General features: G+C 40.5%; 20 protein-coding genes. 13 read left to right on the top strand and 7 right to left on the bottom strand.

The features are described 5' to 3' along the window. Nucleotides 1-406: 406 nt before the first annotated feature. The gene (locus CJ239_RS03915) at nt 407-1,573 is read right to left on the bottom strand and encodes an IS30 family transposase (protein ID WP_102210616.1); all 1,167 of its coding nucleotides are present in this window, start codon (nt 1,571-1,573) and stop codon (nt 407-409) included. Between the two features lie 205 nt (nt 1,574-1,778). Here CJ239_RS03915 and CJ239_RS03910 point away from each other — a divergent pair, with 205 nt between their 5' ends. The 8 genes from CJ239_RS03910 to CJ239_RS12075 all read left to right on the top strand — a co-directional run bounded on the left by CJ239_RS03910 (nt 1,779) and on the right by CJ239_RS12075 (nt 9,878). Beyond that, entirely contained in the window at nt 1,779-2,144 is a 366-nt protein-coding gene (locus CJ239_RS03910) for an Asp23/Gls24 family envelope stress response protein (RefSeq protein ID WP_000216437.1), read from the top strand. Nucleotides 2,145-2,146: 2 nt separating this feature from the next. Beyond that, the gene (locus CJ239_RS03905; RefSeq protein WP_084927917.1) at nt 2,147-3,814 is read left to right on the top strand and encodes a DAK2 domain-containing protein; all 1,668 of its coding nucleotides are present in this window, start codon (nt 2,147-2,149) and stop codon (nt 3,812-3,814) included. Nucleotides 3,815-4,013: 199 nt separating this feature from the next. Then, a complete protein-coding gene (locus tag CJ239_RS03900; protein ID WP_102210615.1) occupies nt 4,014-5,714 on the top strand; it encodes an acetolactate synthase large subunit in 1,701 nt (566 codons plus the stop codon). Then, nucleotides 5,707-6,183: an acetolactate synthase small subunit gene (gene ilvN, locus CJ239_RS03895; protein WP_001253805.1), complete on the top strand. Its 477-nt coding sequence runs from the start codon at nt 5,707-5,709 to the stop codon at nt 6,181-6,183. The genes CJ239_RS03900 and ilvN overlap by 8 nt, the downstream gene beginning before the upstream one ends. Before the next feature lie 66 nt (nt 6,184-6,249). Continuing rightward, entirely contained in the window at nt 6,250-7,272 is a 1,023-nt protein-coding gene (ilvC, locus tag CJ239_RS03890) for a ketol-acid reductoisomerase (RefSeq protein ID WP_000290683.1), read from the top strand. A 114-nt stretch (nt 7,273-7,386) separates the two neighbouring features. Then, nucleotides 7,387-8,637, top strand: a complete 1,251-nt coding sequence (ilvA, locus tag CJ239_RS03885; RefSeq protein WP_102210614.1) for a threonine ammonia-lyase IlvA — start codon at nt 7,387-7,389, stop codon at nt 8,635-8,637. A gap of 844 nt (nt 8,638-9,481) precedes the next feature. After that, nucleotides 9,482-9,697: a hypothetical protein gene (locus CJ239_RS03880; RefSeq protein ID WP_001130036.1), complete on the top strand. Its 216-nt coding sequence runs from the start codon at nt 9,482-9,484 to the stop codon at nt 9,695-9,697. 55 nt (nt 9,698-9,752) lie between these two features. Beyond that, entirely contained in the window at nt 9,753-9,878 is a 126-nt protein-coding gene (locus CJ239_RS12075; protein ID WP_257994411.1) for a hypothetical protein, read from the top strand. A 62-nt stretch (nt 9,879-9,940) separates the two neighbouring features. Here CJ239_RS12075 and CJ239_RS03870 read toward each other — a convergent pair whose 3' ends face one another. Continuing rightward, entirely contained in the window at nt 9,941-10,681 is a 741-nt protein-coding gene (locus tag CJ239_RS03870; protein WP_000189477.1) for an amino acid ABC transporter ATP-binding protein, read from the bottom strand. Beyond that, nucleotides 10,681-12,246 (bottom strand): ABC transporter substrate-binding protein/permease, encoded by a 1,566-nt coding sequence (locus tag CJ239_RS03865; RefSeq protein ID WP_042901656.1) that lies wholly within the window; start codon nt 12,244-12,246, stop codon nt 10,681-10,683. Before CJ239_RS03865 ends, CJ239_RS03870 begins: the two co-directional genes overlap by 1 nt. 138 nt (nt 12,247-12,384) lie before the next feature. Between CJ239_RS03865 and CJ239_RS03860 the strand changes: the two genes are divergently transcribed. Together CJ239_RS03860 and CJ239_RS03855 are read left to right on the top strand one after the other, a co-directional pair. Next, entirely contained in the window at nt 12,385-14,274 is a 1,890-nt protein-coding gene (locus tag CJ239_RS03860; RefSeq protein ID WP_102210613.1) for a DUF2207 domain-containing protein, read from the top strand. 61 nt (nt 14,275-14,335) lie between these two features. Further along, nucleotides 14,336-15,181: an undecaprenyl-diphosphate phosphatase gene (locus CJ239_RS03855; RefSeq protein ID WP_102210612.1), complete on the top strand. Its 846-nt coding sequence runs from the start codon at nt 14,336-14,338 to the stop codon at nt 15,179-15,181. Nucleotides 15,182-15,234: 53 nt separating this feature from the next. On the opposite strand, the gene CJ239_RS12070 is transcribed toward CJ239_RS03855, so the two are convergent. Further along, the gene (locus tag CJ239_RS12070) at nt 15,235-15,360 is read right to left on the bottom strand and encodes a hypothetical protein (RefSeq protein WP_257994409.1); all 126 of its coding nucleotides are present in this window, start codon (nt 15,358-15,360) and stop codon (nt 15,235-15,237) included. A 6-nt stretch (nt 15,361-15,366) separates the two neighbouring features. After that, nucleotides 15,367-16,428, bottom strand: coding sequence for a DNA polymerase IV (gene dinB / locus CJ239_RS03845; protein WP_102210611.1), 1,062 nt, complete (start codon nt 16,426-16,428; stop codon nt 15,367-15,369). Nucleotides 16,429-16,665: 237 nt separating this feature from the next. On the opposite strand from dinB, the gene pflB reads away from it, so the two are divergent. Beyond that, complete coding sequence (gene pflB / locus CJ239_RS03840; protein ID WP_102210610.1) at nt 16,666-18,990, top strand: formate C-acetyltransferase; 2,325 nt, start codon at nt 16,666-16,668, stop codon at nt 18,988-18,990. Between the two features lie 294 nt (nt 18,991-19,284). On the opposite strand, the gene CJ239_RS03830 is transcribed toward pflB, so the two are convergent. Then, complete coding sequence (locus CJ239_RS03830; RefSeq protein ID WP_102210609.1) at nt 19,285-20,724, bottom strand: TrkH family potassium uptake protein; 1,440 nt, start codon at nt 20,722-20,724, stop codon at nt 19,285-19,287. A gap of 3 nt (nt 20,725-20,727) precedes the next feature. Then, a complete protein-coding gene (trkA, locus tag CJ239_RS03825; protein WP_102210608.1) occupies nt 20,728-22,077 on the bottom strand; it encodes a Trk system potassium transporter TrkA in 1,350 nt (449 codons plus the stop codon). Between the two features lie 187 nt (nt 22,078-22,264). On the opposite strand from trkA, the gene CJ239_RS03820 reads away from it, so the two are divergent. After that, nucleotides 22,265-23,113 carry an S-adenosyl-l-methionine hydroxide adenosyltransferase family protein gene (locus tag CJ239_RS03820; RefSeq protein ID WP_102210607.1) on the top strand — a complete coding sequence of 283 codons (849 nt, stop codon included), beginning with the start codon at nt 22,265-22,267 and terminating at the stop codon, nt 23,111-23,113. Between the two features lie 15 nt (nt 23,114-23,128). Beyond that, nucleotides 23,129-23,674, top strand: a complete 546-nt coding sequence (locus CJ239_RS03815) for an ECF-type riboflavin transporter substrate-binding protein (protein ID WP_042901648.1) — start codon at nt 23,129-23,131, stop codon at nt 23,672-23,674. The last annotated feature ends 214 nt before the right edge of the window (nt 23,675-23,888 follow it).

Genomic DNA, 23,888 nt, shown 5'->3' with positions numbered 1-23,888 from the left:
AGATTTTATGGGACTTTTTTTCTACACAAAAATAGGCTCCATAATATCTATAGGGGATTTACCCACTACAAATATTATAGAGCCAAAGTAAGGAGACCTTAGGGTCTTTTTTCTTTTACTGTAGATATAAAATCATTTGAAAAATAGAGTAAATGGTAAATTCCCAAACTAAGTTCCACCGCTAGTAGAAGTGGAAGTTAGTCTGATAAAAATCATAAAAATCAGTAGAATTCCGTGTCAGGGTAAGTTCCACTGGTTTTACTAATGCTTGATTTCATCGCTTTTGTAGCCGAAAGGCATCGAAAAAAAGAGCGCACAAAATCCCCTCATCTGAAAGCGTTTCAGATTAAGTTCCGCTATGGTGGAAGTTAGTGTGAGACGTTTGAATGGGGTTTTAGGTTAGTTTTTAGAACTTATGTTGGAGTAATGTAGAAGACTGACAGACGTCTTCTGCAGGTATTTTAGAAATGCCTAGAAGCTTAGGAATCTCTTCTCCATAAGTAAAGGCAAAAAGTTCATAGGCTGACTTTCCATTCAAAGCAGCCCGTTTGACACTGTTGACATGCGAACAAACGAGATTGATGTCCTCTTGAGTTAAGTTGTCAAAGGAAGTTCCCTTTGGAAGGATGTCGCGAATCAGCGTGTGATTTTTCTCAATTCTCCCTTTCTGGTCAGAGCGATTAGGGTCACAAAAGAAGAGTTTACTCTCTCCTCGAACATCCATTTCGATGTCATCAACCCTGGCAAACTCTCCTCCATTATCTGTCAGGATGACAGGGAAGAGTTGACAGAAATCTTTGTCAGCTTGGTGAAGAGTGTTCTTGATATCATAAAGGTATTTGGTAACCTCAAGGGCAGTTTTATTATCGAGAAGCCTAGCGAAGATAAAGTTACAGAAAGAGAGATTGAAGGTGAGTAGGACTTTACCTCCCATTCTCCCCAGAACTGTATCCATTTCCAGCCAAGAGTCTAGTTGATTCAGTGCTAAATAATTTAGGAAATCCTCATAGGAACGGTCTTTTTTAGCTTCTTTAGGGATAGAAGGTAGCCTACTTTTCCGTCTTTCTTTGAATTTAACGGCTCTAGCAAGATCAATAGGAGCGATAGATAGGTATCCTTTTCGGATATGTCGATAGACAGTTGAGGAGCTGACATCAAGATTGTGAGTTTTGAGGATATGATAGATGTGTTGTCCCTTTTTAACCCCATCAGAAATGACTTTATCTATGTCCCAGAAAGTCTGCGAGTTAAGGGGGGTGCCTTCACGAGCTTCGACAAGAGTTTGTTCGTATTGTTTTTGAGCTTGCTTAGCGAGGTAGAAGATTTTTTTAAATCCACAATTTTGTCTTCTTTTAGGGCATCCATTACAGACAAAGGTAGCCTTATCGAGTAGAGGGCAAGTAGGGTTATTAGAGGTAGACTCTCGGACTTGTCTGTTTCGTTTGACTTCTTTGGAAACAGTAGTTGGGTCTTTTAGAATGGATTGTCCGATAACTTTGAAGGTTTCACCGCGCTCTAAGCCTAATTGAATATCATTACGATTTGAAAGGGTAAGGTGTTTATGTTTTGTCATAGTAGACCTCATTTCTAACTCAAACGTCTCATACTTAATTCCACCATAAAAATCCGTTTTAGACTAATTTCCACTTCGGCTAGACAAGTGGAAGTTACTTTGAGAAGTTACCAAATAGAGTAAATATCCGCTGATACAGTATTCTGCTTTTACACTTGGGCTGAAATATGATAAAATAGAGTATCAACTAGTTGAGGTAAAAAGGATGACTGTAAAAATTAATACAAAAGATGGTCAAATCGAACTAACAGATGAAGTGATTGCAACTGTCGTAGGTGGAGCAGCAACTGAGATTTTTGGTGTGGTCGGTATGGCTAGTAAAAATGCCCTCAAAGATAATTTCCAAGCCCTTCTAGGTAAGGAAAATTATTCCAAAGGTGTCGTCGTAAAGGCGGCCGAAGATGGCAGTATTGCAGTTGATGTATATACCGTGTTGAGCTACGGAACAAAGATTAGCGAAGTGTCAAAAAACATTCAAGAGCGTGTTCGTTTTAGCTTGGAAAACCAGCTTGGAATTACTGCTCAGACTGTAAATGTCTACATTCAAAATATCAAAGTTGTAGGAGAATAACCGTGTCAAAAATTACTACTAGCTTATTTCAAGAAATGGTGCAGGCTGCATCAACTCGCTTGAATAAGCAAGCTGAATATGTCAATTCATTAAACGTCTTCCCAGTTCCAGATGGAGATACTGGAACAAACATGGGAATGACCATTGAAAATGGTGCTAAAGAAGTTGCAGACAAGCCAGCTTCTACTGTTGGAGAGGTGGCGAGCATTCTTGCCAAAGGTCTTTTGATGGGTGCGCGTGGAAACTCAGGCGTTATTACGTCTCAGCTTTTCCGTGGATTTTCACAAGCTATCAAGGATAAAGACGAATTAACAGGTCAAGACTTGGCTCTCGCCTTCCAATCAGGTGTGGAAGTTGCCTATAAGGCAGTGATGAAGCCAGTTGAAGGAACGATTTTGACAGTTTCTCGTGGGGCTGCTATCGGTGCTAAGAAAAAGGCTGAGCAAACAGATGATGCTGTTGAAGTCATGCGCGCAGCCTTGGAAGGTGCTAAAACAGCTCTAGCTAAAACACCGGACATGCTTCCAGTATTGAAGGAAGTTGGTGTTGTGGACTCAGGTGGTCAAGGACTGGTCTTTATCTACGAAGGTTTCCTTTCAGCCCTTACTGGTGAATATATTGCATCTGAGGACTTTGTGGCGACTCCTGCTAACATGAGTGAGATGATTAATGCGGAGCACCACAAGTCTGTAGCTGGTCATGTAGCGACTGAGGACATCACATTTGGTTACTGTACTGAAATCATGGTAGCTCTTAAGCAAGGTCCAACCTATGCTAAAGATTTTGACTACGACGAATTTCGTAACTATTTGAATGAACTTGGAGATTCTCTCCTCGTTGTCAACGATGATGAAATTGTCAAAGTCCATGTCCATACGGAAGATCCAGGACTGGTTATGCAAGAAGGTCTCAAATATGGTAGTTTGGTCAAGGTAAAAGTTGACAATATGCGTAACCAACACGAAGCACAGGTTGAGAAAGAAGCTGCTCAAGTTAGCAAACCGGCTGAAGAAAAAGAGTATGCTTTGATTGCTGTAGTGGCTGGTAAAGGTCTAGCAGATATCTTCCGTTCTCAAGGTGTGGATTATGTTATCGAAGGCGGTCAAACTATGAACCCTTCAACTGAAGACTTTATCAAGGCTGTTGAACAGGTCAACGCTCGTAACATTATCTTCTTGCCAAACAACAAAAACATCTTCATGGCAGCTCAATCTGCAGCAGAAGTTTTGGAGCAACCAGCAGTAGTGGTTGAAGCTCGTACTCTTCCTCAAGGTTTGACAAGTCTTCTTGCTTTTGATCCAAGCAAGTCAATCGAAGAAAACCAAGAGCGTATGACTGCAGCCCTTAGCGATGTCGTTAGCGGAAGCGTCACAACAGCGGTGCGTGATACAACGATTGATGGCTTAGAAATCCATGAAAACGATAATCTTGGTATGGTCGATGGGAAAATTCTCGTGTCAAACCCTGATATGCACCAAACCTTGACAGAAACCTTGAAACATATGTTGGATGAAGATAGTGAGATTGTAACCTTCTATATCGGTGAAGACGGAAGTGAAGAACTTGCTAATGAAATTGCTCAAGAAATCGCAGAAGAATTCGAAGACGTTGAAGTTGAGATTCACCAAGGTCAACAACCAGTTTACCCATACCTATTTAGTGTGGAATAAGATTAATGAAGGACTGAGAAATCAGTTCTTTTTTCTTTTTGAATAATGAAATCGCTATCTTTTAAATAAAAACAAAAATAATATTCATAAAAAAACGTTAAAATAGAAAATTCAGAAAATTTCTTCTTTTCTCTTGAAAAATCTTGAAAAAATGGTATGATAGTAACAAGTTATTTTTAAGTGAAGAGAAAGGGGAACAATGGAGAAAATCAGTTTAGAATCTCCTAAGACGGGGTCGGATCTAGTTTTGGAAACACTTCGTGATTTAGGAATTGATACCATCTTTGGTTATCCTGGTGGTGCGGTCTTGCCTTTTTATGATGCGATATATAATTTTAAAGGCATTCGCCACATTCTAGGACGCCATGAGCAAGGTTGTTTGCACGAAGCTGAAGGTTATGCCAAATCAACTGGAAAGTTGGGTGTTGCCGTCGTCACTAGCGGACCGGGAGCAACAAATGCCATTACAGGGATTGCAGATGCCATGAGCGATAGTGTTCCCCTTTTGGTCTTTACAGGTCAGGTGGCGCGAGCAGGTATTGGGAAGGATGCCTTTCAGGAAGCAGATATCGTGGGAATTACCATGCCAATCACTAAGTACAATTACCAAGTTCGTGAGACAGCTGATATTCCGCGTATCATTACGGAAGCTGTCCATATCGCAACTACAGGCCGTCCAGGGCCAGTTGTCATTGACCTACCTAAAGACGTGTCTGCTTTAGAAACAGACTTCATTTATTCACCAGAAGTGAACCTACCAAGCTATCAACCAACTCTTGAGCCAAATGATATGCAAATCAAGAAAATCTTGAAGCAATTATCCAAGGCTAAAAGACCAGTCTTGCTAGCTGGTGGTGGAATTAGTTATGCTGAAGCAGCTGCAGAACTAAATGAATTTGCAGAGCGATATCAAATTCCAGTGGTAACCAGTCTTTTGGGGCAAGGCACGATTGCAACAACTCATCCACTCTTCCTTGGAATGGGGGGGATGCATGGGTCATTCGCAGCTAATATTGCCATGACAGAAGCTGATTTTATGATTAGTATTGGTTGCCGTTTTGATGACCGCTTGACGGGAAATCCTAAGACCTTCGCTAAGAATGCCAAGGTTGCTCACATTGATATTGACCCAGCTGAGATCGGTAAGATTATCAGTGCAGATATTCCTGTAGTTGGAGATGCTAAGAAAGCTTTGCAAATGTTGTTGGCAGAACCAACCGTTCATAACAATACTGAGAAATGGATTGAGAAAGTTACTAAAGACAAGAACCGTGTTCGTTCTTATGACAAGAAAGAGCGTGTGGTTCAACCGCAAGCCGTTATTGAACGAATTGGTGAATTGACGAATGGAGATGCCATTGTGGTCACAGACGTTGGTCAACACCAAATGTGGACAGCTCAGTATTATCCATACCAAAATGAGCGTCAGTTAGTGACTTCAGGCGGTTTAGGAACCATGGGATTCGGAATTCCAGCAGCAATCGGTGCTAAAATTGCTAACCCAGATAAGGAAGTAGTCTTGTTCGTTGGGGATGGTGGTTTCCAAATGACTAACCAAGAATTGGCTATTTTGAATATTTACAAAGTGCCAATCAAGGTGGTTATGCTGAACAATCACTCACTTGGAATGGTTCGCCAGTGGCAGGAATCTTTCTATGAAGGTAGAACATCAGAATCAGTCTTTGATACCCTTCCTGATTTCCAATTGATGGCGCAGGCTTATGGCATTAAAAACTATAAGTTTGACAATCCTGAGACCTTGGCTCAAGACCTTGAAGTCATCACTGAGGATGTTCCTATGCTAATCGAGGTAGATATTTCTCGTAAGGAACAGGTGTTACCAATGGTACCAGCTGGTAAGAGTAATCATGAGATGTTGGGGGTGAAGTTCCATGCGTAGAATGTTAACAGCAAAACTACAAAATCGTTCAGGAGTCCTCAATCGCTTTACAGGTGTCCTATCTCGTCGTCAGGTTAATATCGAAAGCATCTCTGTTGGAGCAACAGAAGATCCGAATGTATCGCGTATCACTATTATTATTGATGTAGCTTCACATGACGAAGTGGAGCAAATCATCAAGCAACTCAATCGTCAGATTGATGTGATTCGCATTCGAGATATTACAGACAAGCCTCATTTGGAGCGCGAGGTGATTTTGGTTAAGATGTCAGCGCCAGCTGAGAAACGGGCTGAGATTCTAGCGATTATTCAACCTTTCCGCGCAACGGTGGTAGACGTAGCACCAAGCACGATTACTATTCAGATGACAGGAAATGCAGAAAAGAGCGAAGCCCTATTACGAGTCATTCGACCATACGGTATTCGTAATATTGCTCGTACGGGTGCCACTGGATTTACCCGTGATTAAAAATACAACTTAAATTTGTTAAACCAGCCTAAAAGGCAATAAATAATAGAAAAGAGAGAAAAAACTATGGCAGTTCAAATGGAATACGAAAAAGATGTTAAAGTAGCAGCACTTGACGGTAAAAAAATCGCTGTTATCGGTTATGGTTCACAAGGACATGCGCATGCTCAAAACTTGCGTGACTCAGGTCGCGATGTCATCATCGGTGTACGTCCAGGTAAATCTTTTGACAAAGCAAAAGAAGACGGATTTGACACTTATACAGTAGCAGAAGCAACTAAATTAGCTGACGTTATCATGATTTTGGCACCAGACGAAATCCAACAAGAATTGTACGAAGCAGAAATCGCTCCAAACTTGGAAGCTGGAAACGCAGTTGGATTTGCTCATGGTTTCAATATCCACTTTGAGTTTATCAAAGTTCCTGCGGATGTAGATGTCTTTATGTGTGCTCCTAAAGGACCAGGACACTTGGTACGTCGTACTTATGAAGAAGGATTTGGTGTTCCAGCTCTTTACGCAGTATATCAAGATGCAACAGGAAATGCGAAAAACATTGCTATGGACTGGTGTAAAGGTGTTGGAGCAGCTCGTGTAGGTCTTCTTGAAACAACTTACAAAGAAGAAACTGAAGAAGATTTGTTTGGTGAACAAGCTGTACTTTGCGGTGGTTTGACTGCCCTTATCGAAGCAGGTTTCGAAGTCTTGACAGAAGCAGGATACGCTCCAGAATTGGCTTACTTTGAAGTTCTTCACGAAATGAAATTGATCGTTGATTTGATTTATGAAGGTGGATTCAAGAAAATGCGTCAATCAATTTCAAACACTGCTGAGTACGGTGACTATGTATCAGGTCCTCGTGTAATTACTGAGCAAGTTAAAGAAAACATGAAGGCTGTCTTGGCAGATATCCAAAATGGTAAATTTGCAAATGACTTTGTAAATGACTATAAAGCTGGACGTCCGAAATTGACTGCTTACCGTGAACAAGCAGCTAACCTTGAAATTGAAAAAGTTGGTGCAGAATTGCGTAAAGCAATGCCATTCGTTGGTAAAAACGACGATGATGCATTCAAAATCTATAACTAATTGATAGAAATCAAATTGAAGGCGAGTTGGGGGGACCTAACTCGCTTTTATAATCAATTCATCTCTCTTTTTAGAGGATGGATTGTGATAGTATGAATAGTCTAGGAGAAAAAGATGTTAAGTTCAAAAGATATCATCAAGGCTCATAAAGTCTTGAACGGTGTGGTCGTGAATACCCCACTGGATTATGACCATTACTTATCGGAGAAGTATGATGCTAAGATTTATTTGAAAAAGGAAAATGCTCAACGTGTTCGCTCTTTTAAAATTCGTGGTGCCTATTATGCTATTTCTCAGCTCAGCAAGGAAGAGCGTGAGCGTGGGGTAGTCTGTGCTTCTGCGGGAAATCATGCGCAGGGAGTTGCCTATACTTGTAATGAGATGAAAATCCCTGCTACTATTTTTATGCCCATTACCACTCCACAACAAAAAATTGGTCAAGTTCGCTTTTTTGGTGGGGAGTTCGTAACCATTAAACTAGTTGGAGATACCTTTGATGCTTCTGCTAAGGCAGCTCAAGAATTTACAGTTTCTGAAAATCGTACCTTTATTGATCCCTTTGATGATGCTCATGTCCAAGCAGGTCAAGGGACTGTTGCTTATGAGATTTTAGAAGAAGCTCGAAAAGAATCGATTGATTTTGATGCTGTCTTGGTTCCTGTTGGTGGTGGCGGTCTCATTGCTGGGGTTTCAACTTATATCAAGGAAACAAGTCCAGAAATTGAAGTCATTGGGGTAGAGGCGAATGGGGCACGTTCCATGAAGGCTGCTTTTGAAGCTGGTGGTCCAGTCAAACTCAAAGAAATTGACAAATTTGCGGATGGGATTGCTGTGCAAAAGGTAGGACAGTTGACCTATGAGGCAACTCGTCAACATGTTCAAACTTTGGTAGGTGTCGATGAGGGATTGATTTCTGAAACCTTGATTGACCTCTACTCTAAGCAAGGGATTGTCGCAGAACCTGCTGGAGCGGCGAGTATTGCCTCTTTAGAAGTTTTAGCTGAATATATCAAGGGGAAAACCATTTGTTGTATCATTTCTGGAGGAAATAATGATATCAACCGTATGCCAGAAATGGAAGAGCGTGCCTTGATTTATGATGGGATTAAGCATTACTTTGTGGTCAACTTCCCACAGCGTCCAGGAGCTTTGCGTGAATTTGTAAATGATATTTTGGGACCAAACGATGATATCACACGTTTTGAGTATATCAAACGAGCTAGTAAGGGAACAGGTCCAGTATTAATTGGGATTGCCTTAGCAGATAAGCATGATTATGCAGGATTGATTCGTCGAATGGAAGGTTTTGATCCAGCTTATATTAACTTAAATGGTAATGAAACGCTCTATAATATGCTTGTCTGAGGATTAATAAAAAAATATCATATTATTTGCACAACTGATGTATAGGTGCTATAATGAGGGTGAAGAAAGGGGGCGATTCCTATGAACTTAGGAAAATTATCGTACAATTTCTACTATAACTCATTATAGTATCTATTATTTTTGCTTCAGTTTATAATAATAAAAAAAGAATTACTTGCTATATATAGGGCTACTATTCAGAATACCATATTTTATATATAACTAATTTAAAAATTGTCTAAATATAATAGCAAGTAGAGAAAATAATCAGTATTTATGAGACAGATTTGGTGATTTAATTGATAAAATTGATCTGATACTTGTAAAATGAGAATAGTAGAAAAGTTTGTGACATTAGGAAGTCATATTCTAGATGCTGATTATGAAGTGGTGTTTGAAAAGAATATGTAAAATCTGATGAAACAAGTCCATTGTACCAGTTGAAAAAGAAAATAAGATTTAAATAATGACAGGAAGGGACCTCAGACAAAGAGAAAGGAAAGAGATAGTTAAGAGATAATCAGAGGAGAATATTATCTTTGCTAGCTTTAATAATTTAAAAGGAATGTATAGAATTACTTGAATATGACTCCTGTCTATCCTATAGAGTAGCTGGCATGTAGTTTATATGAATATTCTTACATATTATAGGTTTAATAATGCAATTATTTTTTAGGTAGTTGCTAATGGTTTATAGTAAGTAAAAACCTATATATTATCGGCTTTAAAAAAGAAGTAAGAAAAATTTAGAACTTTTATTTTATTGAATATATGTTTTTTTATTGACAAAAGACATAAAAACGTATAGAATAATATATCGTAAAGAAGAAAATAGGAGAAGGACATGGCTAAGTCAAACTTTGAAAAAGTAGAATCAGTTGTTGGCTGGGTTCGTGATAAGAAAATCACAGGCTACCGTATCTCTAAAGAAACGAATGCGCGTGAAATGTCTATCATTGCTCTAGCGCAGGGTCGTGCAAAAGTAAAAAATATTTCATTTGAAACAGCTCTAGGTTTAATTGATTTCTATGAAAAAAATCATGAAAAATTTGAAGATTAATCTTTGGATAATGGCGGATTCTTGAATAAGGTCTGCCTTTTCATTTTGATACTCAATGAAAATCAAAGAGCAAACTAGGAAGCTAGCCGCAGGCTGCTCAAAACACTGTTTTGAGGATGTAAATAAGACTGACAGAGTCAGTAACATATACCTACGGCAAGGCGAAGCTGACGTGGTTTGAAGAGATTTTCGAAGAGTATGAGGACAGCAAAAAGACTGCACGATTGATGCAGCCTTTTCTTTTTATTTGAGATAGCGTTGAAGGAACTCTTTTGTACGGTCTTCTTTAGGATTGGTGAAGAGGTCTTCTGGTTTGCCTTCTTCAGCGATTACACCCTTATCCATGAAGATAACACGGTGAGAGACATCACGGGCGAATTCCATTTCGTGGGTTACGACAATCATAGTCAAGCCTTCCTGAGCCAGATCTTGCATGATTTTGAGGACTTCTCCAACCATTTCTGGATCGAGAGCTGATGTTGGTTCATCAAAGAGAATAGCGTCTGGATTCATGGAGAGGGCACGAGCGATAGCCACACGTTGTTTTTGACCGCCTGAGAGTTGTTTTGGTTTGGCTTGCCAGTAGCGTTCTCCCATGCCGACCTTTTCAAGGTTTTCTTTGGCAATTTTTTCAGCTTCTGTACGCTCGCGTTTAAGGACAGTCGTCTGAGCGACGATTGTATTTTCAAGAACGTTGAGATTTTCAAAGAGATTAAAGGATTGGAACACCATTCCTAGTTTTTCACGGTATTGTGTGAGGTCATAACCTTTTTCGAGGACGTTTTGTCCATGATAAAGGATTTGTCCATCGGTTGGCGTTTCAAGTAGGTTAATGGAGCGTAGGAAGGTTGATTTCCCGCTTCCAGAGCTTCCAATGATAGAGATGACTTCTCCCTTGTGGACAGTGAGAGAAATGTCTTTTAGCACTTCGTTTTGGCCATAGGATTTTTTGAGGTGTTTAATTTCAAGGATTGCTTGTGTCATTATTTCAAATCCTCCGTTTGCATTTGGTTAGCACCTGTAGTATAGGTATCCATGTCCATTCGACGTTCGATGAAGCGGAGGATACGTGTTACGGTGAAGGTGAGGACAAAGTAAATCACGGCGATGATTGTAAATGTCTGGAAGTATTGATAGGTTTGAGTTGCCACGGTATTTCCTGAGAAATAAAGTTCGACAACGGAGATAACGTTCAATACAGATGTATCTTTGATATTGATGACAAATTCATTACCAGTTGCTGGTAGGATGTTACGGACTACCTGAGGGAGGACAATCTTACGCATGGTTTGGTTATGAGTCATACCAAGAGCAGTAGCGGCTTCAAATTGTCCTTTGTCAACTGCTAGGATACCACCACGAACGATTTCAGTCATGTAGGCACCAGTGTTGATTGAAACGATGAAGATAGCGGCCAGTGTACGGTCAAGGTTGATACCGAAAGCTTGGGCAGTTCCATAGTAGATAACCATCGATTGAACGATCATAGGTGTACCACGGAAAATTTCGATATAGACATTGAGAATCCAGCCGACTAGTTTTTGTAGGCCATAAATGGCTTTATTTTCAGATAGAGGAGCAGTACGGAAGACACCAATGGCAAGACCGATAATGAGACCTATGATGGTTCCGACGATAGAGATTAAAAGAGTGATACCAGCACCACGCAAGAGTTGTTGCCAGTTTTCAGAAAGAATTTTAGCGACTTGGCTAAAGAAACTACTGCTAGTCTCTTCAGTTGTTGTAGCTTCGGCAGGTTGTTCCTTGATCATACGATCCATCAGGGCAACTTGATCATCTTTTGAAATGGTTTCAATGCTGGCATTGATTTGGCTAATACGATTGTCATCTTTACGAAGTCCAATGGCAATAGCTGTATCTTCTTCTCCAGTTTTGAAACCTGGCTCTACTTGAACCATCTTAAACTTAGAGTTAGCAGCTTCGGCAGTCAGTGCTTCAGGGAGTTCAGAAACATAGGCATCAATGACACCAGCCTCAAGTGCTTGGCGCATTTGAGCGAAGTCTCCCATGGCAGTTTCTTTTTTAGCGCCTGGGATTTGACTAATCAAGTTATAAAGGTAAACACCTTGTTGGGAAGTGATTTTCGCACCATTAAAGTCATCCAAAGATTTGGCATTTGCGTAGGCAGAATCTTTTTTGATGAGTAAGACAGGTTCGCTAGTGTAGTAACTGCTTGAAAAGGCGATTTCTTGTTTGCGTTCGGCAGTAGGACTCATACCTGCGATAATCATATCAATCTTACCAGAAGTAAGGGCAGGGACTAGACCTTCCCACTTGGTTTTAACAACCAAAGGCTCTTTGCCTAAGTCCTTAGCAATTTTCTTGGCAATCTGGACATCGTATCCATTGGCATACTGGTTGGTTCCATCGATTTTGACAGCTCCATTGCTATCATCATCCTGGGTCCAGTTAAAGGGGGCATATGCTGCTTCCATCCCGATGCGTAAATATTCATCGGCTTGAGCAACATTGACAAATCCTAGCATAAGCAAGAGACTTGTGAAAATAGATAAGTATATTTTTCTCATGATTTCTCCTATTTCTAATCTATTAAAAAATAACTGTCTCCTATTTTATCGAAAAAAACTCTATTTTTCAATATGGGTAAGCCCTTACTTGAGAAAAAATGATATAATGATAGCAAAGATAAAAAGGGGGCTTAATTGATGAAAAAAACTTTTTTCTTACTGGTCTTAGGTTTGTTTTGCCTTCTGCCACTCTCTGTTTTTGCCATTGATTTCAAGATAAACTCCTACCAAGGGGATTTGTATATTCATGCAGACAACACGGCAGAATTTAGACAAAAGATAGTTTATCAGTTTGAAGAGGACTTTAAAGGCCAAATCGTGGGACTTGGACGTGCTGGCAAGATGCCTAGTGGGTTTGACATTGACCCTCACCCAAAGGTTCAGGCATCGAAAAATGGTGCTGAACTGACAGATGTTGCTAGCGAAGTGACAGAAGGAACAGATGGTTATACTGTCAAAGTTTACAATCCAGGTCAGGAAGGTGACACAGTTGAAGTTGACCTTGTCTGGAATTTAAAGAACTTGCTTTTCCTTTATGATGATATCGCTGAATTAAATTGGCAACCTCTGACAGATAGTTCAGGGGCTATTGGCAAGTTTGAATTTAATGTAAGGGGAGACAAGCGGGCTGAAAAACTCTTTTTCCATACAGGGAAACTCTTTAGAGAGGGTACGATTGAAAATAGTAACCTTGATTATACTATTCGTTTAGACAATCTTCCGCCTAAGCGTGGAGTTGAATTGCATGCCTACTGGCCTCGAACTGATTTTGCTAGCGCTAGGGATCAGGGCTTGAAAGGGAATCGTTTAGAAGAGTTTAATAAGATAGAAGACTCGATTGTTAGAGAAAAAGCTCAGAGTATGCAGCTCGTCACTTGGGTGTTTCCTTTGATACTTTCTATCTCCTTGTTATTGAGTGTCTGCTTCTATTTTATTTATAGAAGAAAGACCACTATTTCAGTCAAATATGCTAAAAATCATCGTCTCTATGAACCACCAATGGAATTAGAGCCTATGGTTTTATCAGAGGCTGTCTACTCGACCTCCTTGGAGGAAGTGAGTCCTCTAACCAAAGGAGCAGGAAAATTCACCTTTGACCAACTTATTCAAGCTACTTTGCTAGATGTGATAGACCGTGGAAATGTTTCTATTATTTCAGAAGGAGATGCTGTTGGCTTGAGGCTGGTAAAAGAAGATGGTTTGTCAAGTTTTGAGAAAGACTGCTTAAATCTGGCTTTTTCAGGCAAAAAAGAAGAAACTCTTTCCAATTTGTTTGCGGATTACAGGGTATCTGAGAGTCTTTATCGTGGGGCAAAAGTCTCTGATGAAAAACGGATTCAAGCAAGGGGACGTCAGCTCAAATCCTCTTTCGAAGAAGCATTGAAAGAGATGCAAGAAGGGGTAAGAAATCGAGTTTCCTTCTGGGGGCTCCCAGATTATTATCGTCCTTTAACTGGTGGGGAAAAGGTCCTGCAAGTAGGTATGGGACTCTCTACAGTCCTGCCTCTATTTATTGGATTTGGTTTCTTCTTGTACAGTTTAGACGTTCATGGCTATCTTTACATCCCCTTGGCAATACTTGGTTTTCTAGGTTTGGTTTTGGCTGTTTTCTATTATTGGAAGCTTCGACTAGATAATCGTGATGGCGTCCTAAATGAAGCAGGGGCAGAAGTCTACTATCTCTGGACCAGTTTTGAAAATATGTTGCGGGAGATTGCACGATTGGATCAGGCTGAGCTGGAAAGTATTGTGGTCTGGAATCGCCTCTTGGTCTATGCGACCTTATTTGGCTATGCGGACAAGGTCAGTCATCTGATGAAGGTTCATCACATCCAGGTAGAAAATCCAGATATCAATCTCTATGTAGCTTATGGCTGGCACAGTATGTTTTATCATTCAACAGCGCAAATGAGCCATTATGCTAGTGTCGCAAATACAGCAAGTACCTACTCCGTATCTTCTGGAAGTGGAAGTTCTGGCGGTGGCTTCTCTGGAGGCGGAGGTGGTGGCAGTATCGGCGCCTTTTAAAGAGAACTGCCATAGACTGAAAAAGTATGCTATAATGGAAGATAGAAAAAAGGAGTAATCTATGTATCTTATTGAAATTTTAAAATCTATCTTCTTCGGTATTGTTGAAGGAATTACAGAATGGTTGCCGATTTCCAGTACAGGGCACTTGATTTTAGCAGAAGAATTTATCCAATACCAAAATCAAAACGAAACCTTTATGTCCATGTTTAATGTCGTGATTCAGCTGGGTGCTATTTTGGCGGTCATGGTGATTTACTTTAATAAGCTCAATCCTTTCAAACCGACTAAGGACAAGCAGGAAGTTCGTAAGACTTGGAGACTATGGTTGAAGGTCTTGATTGCTACTTTGCCTTTGCTTGCCGTATTTAAGTTTGATGATTGGTTTGATACCCACTTCCATAATATGGTTTCTGTTGCTCTCATGTTGATTATCTATGGGATTGCCTTTATCTATTTGGAAAAGCGCAATAAAGCGCGTGCTATAGAGCCAAGTGTAACAGAGTTGGACAAGCTTCCTTATACGACAGCATTCTATATTGGACTCTTCCAAGTTCTTGCCCTTTTACCAGGAACTAGCCGTTCTGGGGCCACAATCGTCGGCGGTTTATTGAATGGAACCAGTCGTTCTGTTGTGACAGAATTCACCTTCTATCTTGGGATTCCTGTTATGTTTGGAGCCAGTGCCTTAAAGATTTTCAAATTTGTAAAAGCAGGACACCTCTTGAGCTTTGGGCAATTGTTCTTGCTCTTGGTTGCCATGGGAGTCGCTTTCGCAGTCAGCATGGTCGCTATTCGCTTCTTGACCAGCTATGTGAAAAAACACGACTTCACCCTTTTCGGTAAATACCGCATCGTGCTTGGTAGTATCTTATTGCTTTATAGCGTTGTCCGTTTATTTGTATAAGAAAAACCTTGAAGAGTCAGCTCTTCAAGGTTTTATACTCTTCGAAAATCTCTTCAAACCGCGTTAGCTTCGCCTTGCCGTAGGTATATGTTACTGACTCTGTTAGTCTTATTTACAACCTCAAAGCAGTGCTTTGAGCAGTCTGCGGCTAGCTCCCTAGTTTGCTCTTTGATTTTCATTAAGTATTAAAATCCAGTCATGGTAATCCCCAATAGGCGGACACCTCTTTCTTTTTCGTCTAACTCTTTATAGAGTTGTAGGGCTATTTGGCTTATCTGACTAGCATCCTGTGTTTTTTGAGCCAGACTTTTTCGTTTAGTAAGAGTTGAAAAGTCCTCGTAGCGGATTTTCAGAATGACAATTTTTCCAGCTTTTTCTTGTTGATTGAGATTGAGAGCGACTCTTTCTGATAGAAGAGTCAGCTCTTTTTTGATATCTTCCTCGGCACGGAGAATCTTCCCGTAGGTTTTCTCCTTCCCGATTGATTTACGGATGCGATTGGATTTGACGGGGGAATTGTGGATACCACGAGCCTTTCGATAAAGGTCATAGCCCAGTCTGCCAAATCGGTCTATTAGGGTCATTTCAGGAACTTCAAGCAAATCAGCGCCAGTAAAAACGCCCATTTGATGAAGTCTTTCCACTGTCTTTTTTCCTACTCCATGAAACTTGGAAATATCCATTTGTTTGAGAAAATCCTCAGCTTGTTCAGGTAAAATCACTGTCAGACCATGTGGTTTTTGATAATCGCTGGCCATTTTAGCTAAGAATTTGTTATAAGAGACGCCTGCAGAAGCAGTCAAATGGAGTTCCTGCCAGATATCCTCTTGAATGAGACGAGCGATTTTGACCGCTGACTTGATACCGAGTTTATTTTCTGTTACATCCAAATAGGCTTCATCAATGCTCATGGGCTCAATCAAATCTGTATAGCGCTTAAAAATAGTTCGAATCTGGAGACCCACAGACTTGTATTTCTCATAATTCCCTGAGATAAAAATGGCCTGGGGACATCGTTCATAAGCTTCCTTGGAACTCATAGCAGAATGGACACCAAAAGATCGCGCCTCATAGCTACAAGTAGAAACGACACCACGCCCACCTGTTTGCCGAGGATCGCTTCCGATAATGACAGGTTTTCCTTTGAGTTTAGGATTATCTCTGATTTCTACCGCAGCAAAAAAGGCATCCATGTCAATATGGATGATTTTTCTTGACAAATCATTTAACAAAGGGAAAATCAACATGCCTAGCACCTTTTTACTGCTTATTTTCTTTTATTATACCCTTTTTTCTGAAAAAAAAGAAAAAAGACTTTATTTTTTCAAAAATATAATACAGTTTGGCATAGATAACGGTCTGTGTTAGAAAAGAAAGTGTAAAAATAAGGAACTTTCGCTTGTTGAAATCGGTTACTGTATGGTATACTGGTTTCATAAATGTAACAGATGACTGTTACTAGAAAGAAAACAGAGGACATTAACATGGTTGTTAAAACAGTTGTTGAAGCACAAGATATTTTTGATAAAGCTTGGGAAGGCTTCAAAGGCGTAGATTGGAAAGAAAAAGCAAGTGTATCACGCTTCGTACAAGCAAACTACACACCTTACGATGGAGACGAAAGCTTCCTTGCAGGACCAACAGAACGTTCACTTCACATCAAAAAAATTGTAGAAGAAACTAAGGCTCACTACGAAGAAACTCGTTTCCCAATGGACACTCGTCCAACATCTATCGCTGACATCCCAGCAGGATTTATCGATAAAGAAAACGAAGTGATTTATGGTATCCAAAATGATGAACTCTTCAAATTGAACTTCATGCCAAAAGGTGGTATCCGTATGGCTGAAACTACTTTGAAAGAAAATGGATACGAACCAGACCCAGCTGTTCATGAAATCTTCACTAAATACGTAACAACAGTTAACGACGGTATCTTCCGCGCTTACACTTCAAATATCCGTCGTGCTCGTCACGCTCATACTGTAACTGGTCTTCCAGATGCATACTCACGCGGACGTATCATCGGTGTTTACGCACGTCTTGCTCTTTACGGTGCAGACTACTTGATGCAAGAAAAAGTAAACGACTGGAATGCAATTGAAGAAATCGATGAAGAAACAATCCGTCTTCGTGAAGAAATCAACCTTCAATACCAAGCATTGCAACAAGTTGTTCGCTTGGGTGACCTTTACGGTGTTGACGTTCGCAAACCAGCGATGAACACTAAAGAAGCTATCCAATGGGTTAACATTGCCTTCATGGCTGTCTGCCGTGTGATCAACGGTGCTGCTACATCTCTTGGACGTGTGCCAATCGTATTGGATATCTTTGCAGAACGTGACCTTGCTCGTGGTACATTTACTGAATCAGAAATCCAAGAATTCGTTGATGATTTCGTTATGAAACTTCGTACAGTTAAATTTGCTCGTACAAAAGCTTATGACCAATTGTACTCAGGTGACCCAACATTCATCACAACTTCTATGGCTGGTATGGGTAATGACGGTCGTCACCGTGTTACTAAGATGGACTACCGTTTCTTGAACACTCTTGACAATATCGGTAACTCTCCAGAACCAAACTTGACAGTTCTTTGGACTGACAAATTGCCATACAACTTCCGTCGCTACTGTATGCACATGAGCCACAAACACTCTTCTATCCAATACGAAGGTGTAACAACAATGGCTAAAGACGGATATGGTGAAATGAGTTGTATCTCATGCTGTGTGTCACCACTTGACCCAGAAAATGAAGAACAACGCCACAACATCCAGTACTTCGGTGCGCGTGTAAACGTATTGAAAGCCCTTCTTACTGGTTTGAACGGTGGTTACGATGATGTTCACAAAGACTACAAAGTATTTGACATCGAACCAATCCGTGATGAAGTTCTTGAATTCGAATCAGTTAAAGCTAACTTTGAAAAATCTCTTGACTGGTTGACTGACACTTACGTAGATGCTTTGAACATCATCCACTACATGACTGATAAGTACAACTACGAAGCTGTTCAAATGGCCTTCTTACCAACTAAACAACGCGCTAACATGGGATTCGGTATCTGTGGATTTGCGAACACTGTTGATACATTGTCAGCTATCAAATACGCTACAGTTAAACCAATCCGTGATGAAAATGGCTACATCTACGATTACGAAACAATCGGTGAATACCCACGTTGGGGTGAAGATGACCCACGTTCAAACGAATTGGCAGAATGGTTGATCGAAGCTTACACAACTCGTCTACGTAGCCACAAACTTTACAAAGACGCAGAAGCTACTGTATCACTTTTGACAATCACATCTAACGTTGCTTACTCTAAACAAACTGGTAACTCACCAGTCCACAAAGGTGTATACCTCAACGAAGATGGTTCTGTGAACTTGTCTAAACTTGAATTCTTCTCACCAGGTGCTAACCCATCTAACAAAGCTAAAGGTGGCTGGTTGCAAAACTTGAACTCACTTTCTAGCCTTGACTTTAGTTATGCGGCTGATGGTATCTCATTGACTACACAAGTTTCACCTCGTGCTCTTGGTAAGACTCGTGACGAACAAGTTGATAACTTGGTAACAATCCTTGATGGTTACTTCGAAAACGGTGGACAACACGTTAACTTGAACGTTATGGACTTGAATGATGTTTACGAAAAGATCATGTCAGGTGAAGATGTTATCGTACGTATCTCTGGATACTGTGTAAACACTAAATACCTCACTCCAGAACAAAAAACTGAATTGACACAACGTGTCTTCCACGAAGTTCTTTCAATGGATGATGCATTGGATGCATTGAGCTAATCAAGTTCTTGAATAATGAAAAGGAATCCTCGGTCGGTCGACTGAGGGTTTTTGGGGCTCTTAAATTCTTTAATACTCAATAAAAATCAAAGAGCAAACTAGGAAGCTAGCCGCAGGTTGCTCAAAACACTGTTTTGAGGTTGCAGATAGAGCTGACGCGGTTTGAAGAGATTTTCGAAGAGTATAAGTCATTCTCTGAAGTGTCTCACTTGGTTTAAAAAGAGTTGGTTGAGTTGAGGAAGTAGTCTGAAATAAAAACACCACACTTTGTATGGAACAAGGTGTGGTTGTATTTTATCTCTTAGACCAAGTTCTCTTCATAAAGAGAAGTAGGATTGGGTAAATCTCTAATCGACCTGCAATCATTGCAAAGGAGAGGAGAATTTTTGAGATGGGACTAAAGATTGAGAAACTAGATGTCGTTCCTAGAATAGGTCCGATGTTATTGAAACAGCTAAAGACAGCGCTGGTCACAACTAGAAAATCATTGCTATCTAGGCTGACAATAAAGATAAGCGCTAGCAAAATCATAGCATAGATGACAAAGTACTTGAGAATCTTATGCTGGGTATCTTTGTCAATCACAGTTTTATTAACATGTAGGGTCAAAACACGGTGGGGTGATAGAATTGACAAAATCTGGTTTTTAGCAATTTTTGAAAGGATGAGGCCTCGAATAACCTTGAGTCCACCTGCGGTTGAACCAGCAGAACCACCGATTCCCATGAGGAAGAGGAGGATAAACTGGGAGAAGAGGGGCCAGTTGGTAATATCTCCGTAGCCAAAACCAGTTGTTGTAATGATGTTGGAAACTTGGAAGAAGGCCATTTCAAAGCTCTTGGAAAATCCTGGGTAGAGATAGAGGGTATTAAGGCTAATCAATCCTGTAGAAACCAGCACGATGACCAAGTAAGCACGAAGTTCTTCGTCACCAAAGAAGGCTTTGACGCGACGGAGCATGAGGTAGTAGTAGAGATTGAAATTTACCCCAAAAACCAAAACTCCTATACTAACCAGATAGGTAATCAGTGAGCTACCATAGTGGGCAATTCCATCGTTATAGACGGTAAAGCCTCCTGTACCTGCTGTACCCATAGCAATGACAAAACTATCAAATAGGGGCATGCCAGCCAGATAATAGATGATGACAAAGAGGGAGAAGAGAGCTAGATAAAGGAGATAGAGAATCTGGGCAGTGTTTTTTAGTTTGGATACAACCTTGCCAAAGACAGGACCTGGAACCTCAGCCTTCATTACCTCTAGGTGGCTATTCTTGGCATTATCCATAATAGCAAGTGCAAAAACAAGTACTCCCATCCCTCCAATCAAGTGGGTAAAACTTCTCCAAAATAGGAGGGAACGGCTGAGGAACGAAACGTCGTTTAGAATAGTTGCTCCAGTAGTTGTAAAGCCAGAACTAATCTCAAAAAAGGCATCAATAATGCTGGGAATTTGCCCTGCAAAGACAAAGGGGAGACCGCCAAAGAAAGACCAGAGGATCCAACAGAGGGCAACAATCAAGATTCCCTCCTTGGCATAAATCCGTTGATTTTTTGGCTTTTGTAAAATTCCTGAACCGCCTAGTAATACGAGAATGCCAATCGTTGTAAAGAGGGCTGTAAAGACTTGGCTTGATTCACGGTAATAGATAGCAACAGCCACAGGAACCAAAAGAAGAATAGCTTCAATCAAAAGCAACTTTGAAAGGAGGTAACGAATCATACTTTTATTCATCTCTTACCTCGCGATTAAGTCATAAATCTTAGTGATGTTTGGCAATAGGGTCGTTACTAAGAGCTTATCTCCGACTTCCAGCATCTCCTCTCCAGTAGGGAAAATAGTCTTGCCTTTTCGAATGATGGCTGCAATAAGAACCCCTTTTTTCAATTTCAGTTGAGAAAGAGGTTTGGCAGTCATTTTATTGGCTTCCTTGATATGGAATTGCAGGGTTTCGATTTGGCCATTGGCTAGATGGTGCATGGCTTGAAGGTCTGAATACTGGGCATTAACCCGACCACGAATAAAGTGCATAATCGTATCTACAGCAATGCTTTTAGGTGTGATGATACTTGAAAAATCAGGCGCATTGATAATCTCGAGGAGACTAGTACGATTGACCTTGGTGATATTTTTTTGTACACCTACGCTGTCAAGGAACATAGAGGTAATCAGATTTTCCTCATCGACACCTGTTAGAGTCGCAACGGCATCATAGTTTTGAGCACTTTCTTCCAGCAGGATATCTTTTGCAGTACCATCTCCTTGGACAATATAGAGATTTGGAAATTTCTCGCTAAAGAAGCTGGCGATTTCGGGATTGATTTCAATGACCTTAGTATCGATACGACTATCTTTGAGGATACCTAGTAGATAATAGGCAATTCTACCTGCACCGACGATGAGAAGGCTCTTCACGGCGCGAGATTTGAAATAATTATGGAAGAGCATCATATCAACACGGTTACCAGTGACAAAGATTCTATCTTTATTCTGTACCGTCATGTCGCCACTTGGGATGATAATTTGATGATTCCTCTCTATCGCACAGACAATAACATTGCCAAATTTTTTCCGAAAATCAGAAATGGGCATTTGGCAAAGACCGCTGGATGATTTAACAGTGAATTCCATCAAGCTGACTCGTCCTCCAAAGAAACGTTCGACAGAGAGGGCGTTTGGGAAGTCAATGATATTTGCGATAGCGCGGGCAGCCAAAAGTTCAGGGTTGACGATAAGAGAAAAACCGAGAATATTCTTTTCTTTGAAATAAGAGTTAGAGTATTCAGGATTCCGCACCCGAACAATGGTTTCTTTAGCTCCCATTTTCTTGGCTAGAACAGCTGCAATCATGTTCACTTCATCGTACTCAGTCAGGGCGATAAAGATATCACAATCCTGGACACTGGCTTGTTCAAGGATGGTGAAATCGGCCCCGTTACCAAGAATCCCCATGATATCAAATCGATTAACAATATGATTGAGAACGGCTTCGTCTTGCTCAATCAGCAAAACATCATGCTTTTCTGCAACCAAGGAGCGACAGAGGGCAGAACCAACTTTTCCCCCTCCGACAAGGATAATTTTCATAATAAAACCTACTTTTTCATGATGTAACTATCATACCTTTTTTCAAGAAAAAATGCACCTACTAGCTAATAACAAGAGCTTTTAATGGAATTTTGTTATAAGGTAAAACTATACCCCAACCAATTGAAATAGCTATTAGCGACTTCCCCTGAAATATGGTATGATAAAGGGTATACAAGGAGACAAAATGAATAATAATTTACTGGTATTACAATCAGACTTTGGTCTGGTTGATGGTGCGGTATCGGCTATGATTGGAGTGGCTTTAGAAGAGTCTCCAACCTTGAAAATCCATCACTTAACGCACGATATCACGCCTTATAATATTTTTGAGGGGAGCTATCGTCTCTTTCAGACGGTGGATTACTGGCCTGAGGGAACGACATTTGTATCGGTAGTCGATCCAGGTGTCGGCTCGAAACGTAAGAGTGTAGTTGCTAAGACTGCAAAAAATCAATACATTGTCACGCCAGACAATGGAACTCTTTCCTTTATCAAGAAACACGTTGGCGTTGTAGCTATTCGTGAAATTTCTGAAGTAGCCAATAGACGTCAAAATACAGAGCATTCTTATACCTTCCACGGCCGTGATGTTTATGCCTATACTGGTGCTAAACTGGCTAGCGGTCACATTACTTTTGAGGAAGTAGGGCCTGAGCTCAGTGTGGATCAGATTGTGGAGCTTCCAGTCGTAGAGACCATCATTGAAGACCATTTGGTGAAGGGAGCCATTGATATTCTGGATGTGCGTTTTGGTTCGCTTTGGACCTCTATCACACGAGAAGAATTTTACAAGTTGGAACCAGAATTCGGTGATCGTTTTGAAGTGACCATCTATCATGCAGATATGCTAGTCTATCAAAATCAGGTTGTCTATGGCAAATCATTTGCAGATGTGAGAATTGGGCAACCAATCCTTTACATCAACTCTCTCTATCGTTTAGGTCTGGCTATCAACCAAGGTTCTTTTGCCAAGGCTTATAATGTAGGTGTCGATTCATCTTGGACCATTGAAATAAAGAAAATAGAATTATAAAATAGGAGAATATAGATGAAAAATCAATCAATTAAACAAGTTGTTGCTATCGGTGTTGGAGCTGCGCTCTTTGTTGTTATCGGGATGATTAGCATTCCGACCCCTGTTCCAAATACAAGCATTCAGCTTCAGTATGCGGTACAGAGCCTCTTGTCTATCATTTTTGGCCCTCTAGTGGGATTACTTGTTGGTTTAATTGGGCATGCAGTGAAGGACTCTCTTGCTGGCTACGGTCTTTGGTGGACTTGGATTATTGCTAGCGGTCTCTTTGGTCTAGCTGTAGGACTCTTTAGAAAATATATTCGAGTAACACAAGGCGTTTTTGAGTTAAAGGATATTGTCTTCTTTAACCTCATTCAGATTGTTGCAAATGCTCTTGTTTGGGGTGTTTTGGCACCACTTGGAGATGTTGTGATTTATCAAGAAGCGGCAGAAAAAGTATTTGCCCAAGGGATTGTTGCAGGTATTGCAAACGCGGTGACTATTGCTATCGCAGGAACTCTTCTTTTGATAGCTTATTCACGTACGCAGACTCGTTCAGGAAGTTTGAAAAAGGATTAACATGAGGGAAAAGGCTGGGCAACCAGTCTTTTTCGATGTTTATAGATTAGTTAGGCAAGTAAGCTAAGATAGGAAGCTTTTTGGTGCTAAGTTTTTAAGAGAAGAGTCTGCAAGAAGGAGTAGATTTATGATAAAATAGAAGTCTAATACTCTGCGAAAATCTCTTCAAACCGCGTCAGCTCTATCTGCAACCTCAAAACAGTGTTTTGAGCAA

The sequence above is a fragment of the Streptococcus sp. UMB0029 genome (assembly GCF_002871495.1).
GTDB lineage: Bacteria > Bacillota > Bacilli > Lactobacillales > Streptococcaceae > Streptococcus.
The sequence above is the reverse complement of the archived record's forward strand: the minus strand, read 5'-3'. Positions and strand labels throughout refer to the sequence as shown.

Coding starts and splice junctions, on each gene's coding strand:
- CJ239_RS03855 (WP_102210612.1), top strand. CDS start 14,336: ATGTATCTTATTGAAATTTTAAAATCTATCTTCTTCGGTATTGTTGAA.
- CJ239_RS03910 (WP_000216437.1), top strand. CDS start 1,779: ATGACTGTAAAAATTAATACAAAAGATGGTCAAATCGAACTAACAGAT.
- CJ239_RS03880 (WP_001130036.1), top strand. CDS start 9,482: ATGGCTAAGTCAAACTTTGAAAAAGTAGAATCAGTTGTTGGCTGGGTT.
- CJ239_RS03830 (WP_102210609.1), bottom strand. CDS start 20,724: ATGAATAAAAGTATGATTCGTTACCTCCTTTCAAAGTTGCTTTTGATT.
- CJ239_RS03815 (WP_042901648.1), top strand. CDS start 23,129: ATGAAAAATCAATCAATTAAACAAGTTGTTGCTATCGGTGTTGGAGCT.
- CJ239_RS03820 (WP_102210607.1), top strand. CDS start 22,265: ATGAATAATAATTTACTGGTATTACAATCAGACTTTGGTCTGGTTGAT.
- CJ239_RS03870 (WP_000189477.1), bottom strand. CDS start 10,681: ATGACACAAGCAATCCTTGAAATTAAACACCTCAAAAAATCCTATGGC.
- dinB (WP_102210611.1), bottom strand. CDS start 16,428: ATGTTGATTTTCCCTTTGTTAAATGATTTGTCAAGAAAAATCATCCAT.
- CJ239_RS03915 (WP_102210616.1), bottom strand. CDS start 1,573: ATGACAAAACATAAACACCTTACCCTTTCAAATCGTAATGATATTCAA.
- CJ239_RS12075 (WP_257994411.1), top strand. CDS start 9,753: ATGAAAATCAAAGAGCAAACTAGGAAGCTAGCCGCAGGCTGCTCAAAA.
- ilvA (WP_102210614.1), top strand. CDS start 7,387: ATGTTAAGTTCAAAAGATATCATCAAGGCTCATAAAGTCTTGAACGGT.
- ilvN (WP_001253805.1), top strand. CDS start 5,707: ATGCGTAGAATGTTAACAGCAAAACTACAAAATCGTTCAGGAGTCCTC.
- ilvC (WP_000290683.1), top strand. CDS start 6,250: ATGGCAGTTCAAATGGAATACGAAAAAGATGTTAAAGTAGCAGCACTT.
- pflB (WP_102210610.1), top strand. CDS start 16,666: ATGGTTGTTAAAACAGTTGTTGAAGCACAAGATATTTTTGATAAAGCT.
- CJ239_RS03865 (WP_042901656.1), bottom strand. CDS start 12,246: ATGAGAAAAATATACTTATCTATTTTCACAAGTCTCTTGCTTATGCTA.
- CJ239_RS12070 (WP_257994409.1), bottom strand. CDS start 15,360: ATGAAAATCAAAGAGCAAACTAGGGAGCTAGCCGCAGACTGCTCAAAG.
- CJ239_RS03900 (WP_102210615.1), top strand. CDS start 4,014: ATGGAGAAAATCAGTTTAGAATCTCCTAAGACGGGGTCGGATCTAGTT.
- trkA (WP_102210608.1), bottom strand. CDS start 22,077: ATGAAAATTATCCTTGTCGGAGGGGGAAAAGTTGGTTCTGCCCTCTGT.
- CJ239_RS03860 (WP_102210613.1), top strand. CDS start 12,385: ATGAAAAAAACTTTTTTCTTACTGGTCTTAGGTTTGTTTTGCCTTCTG.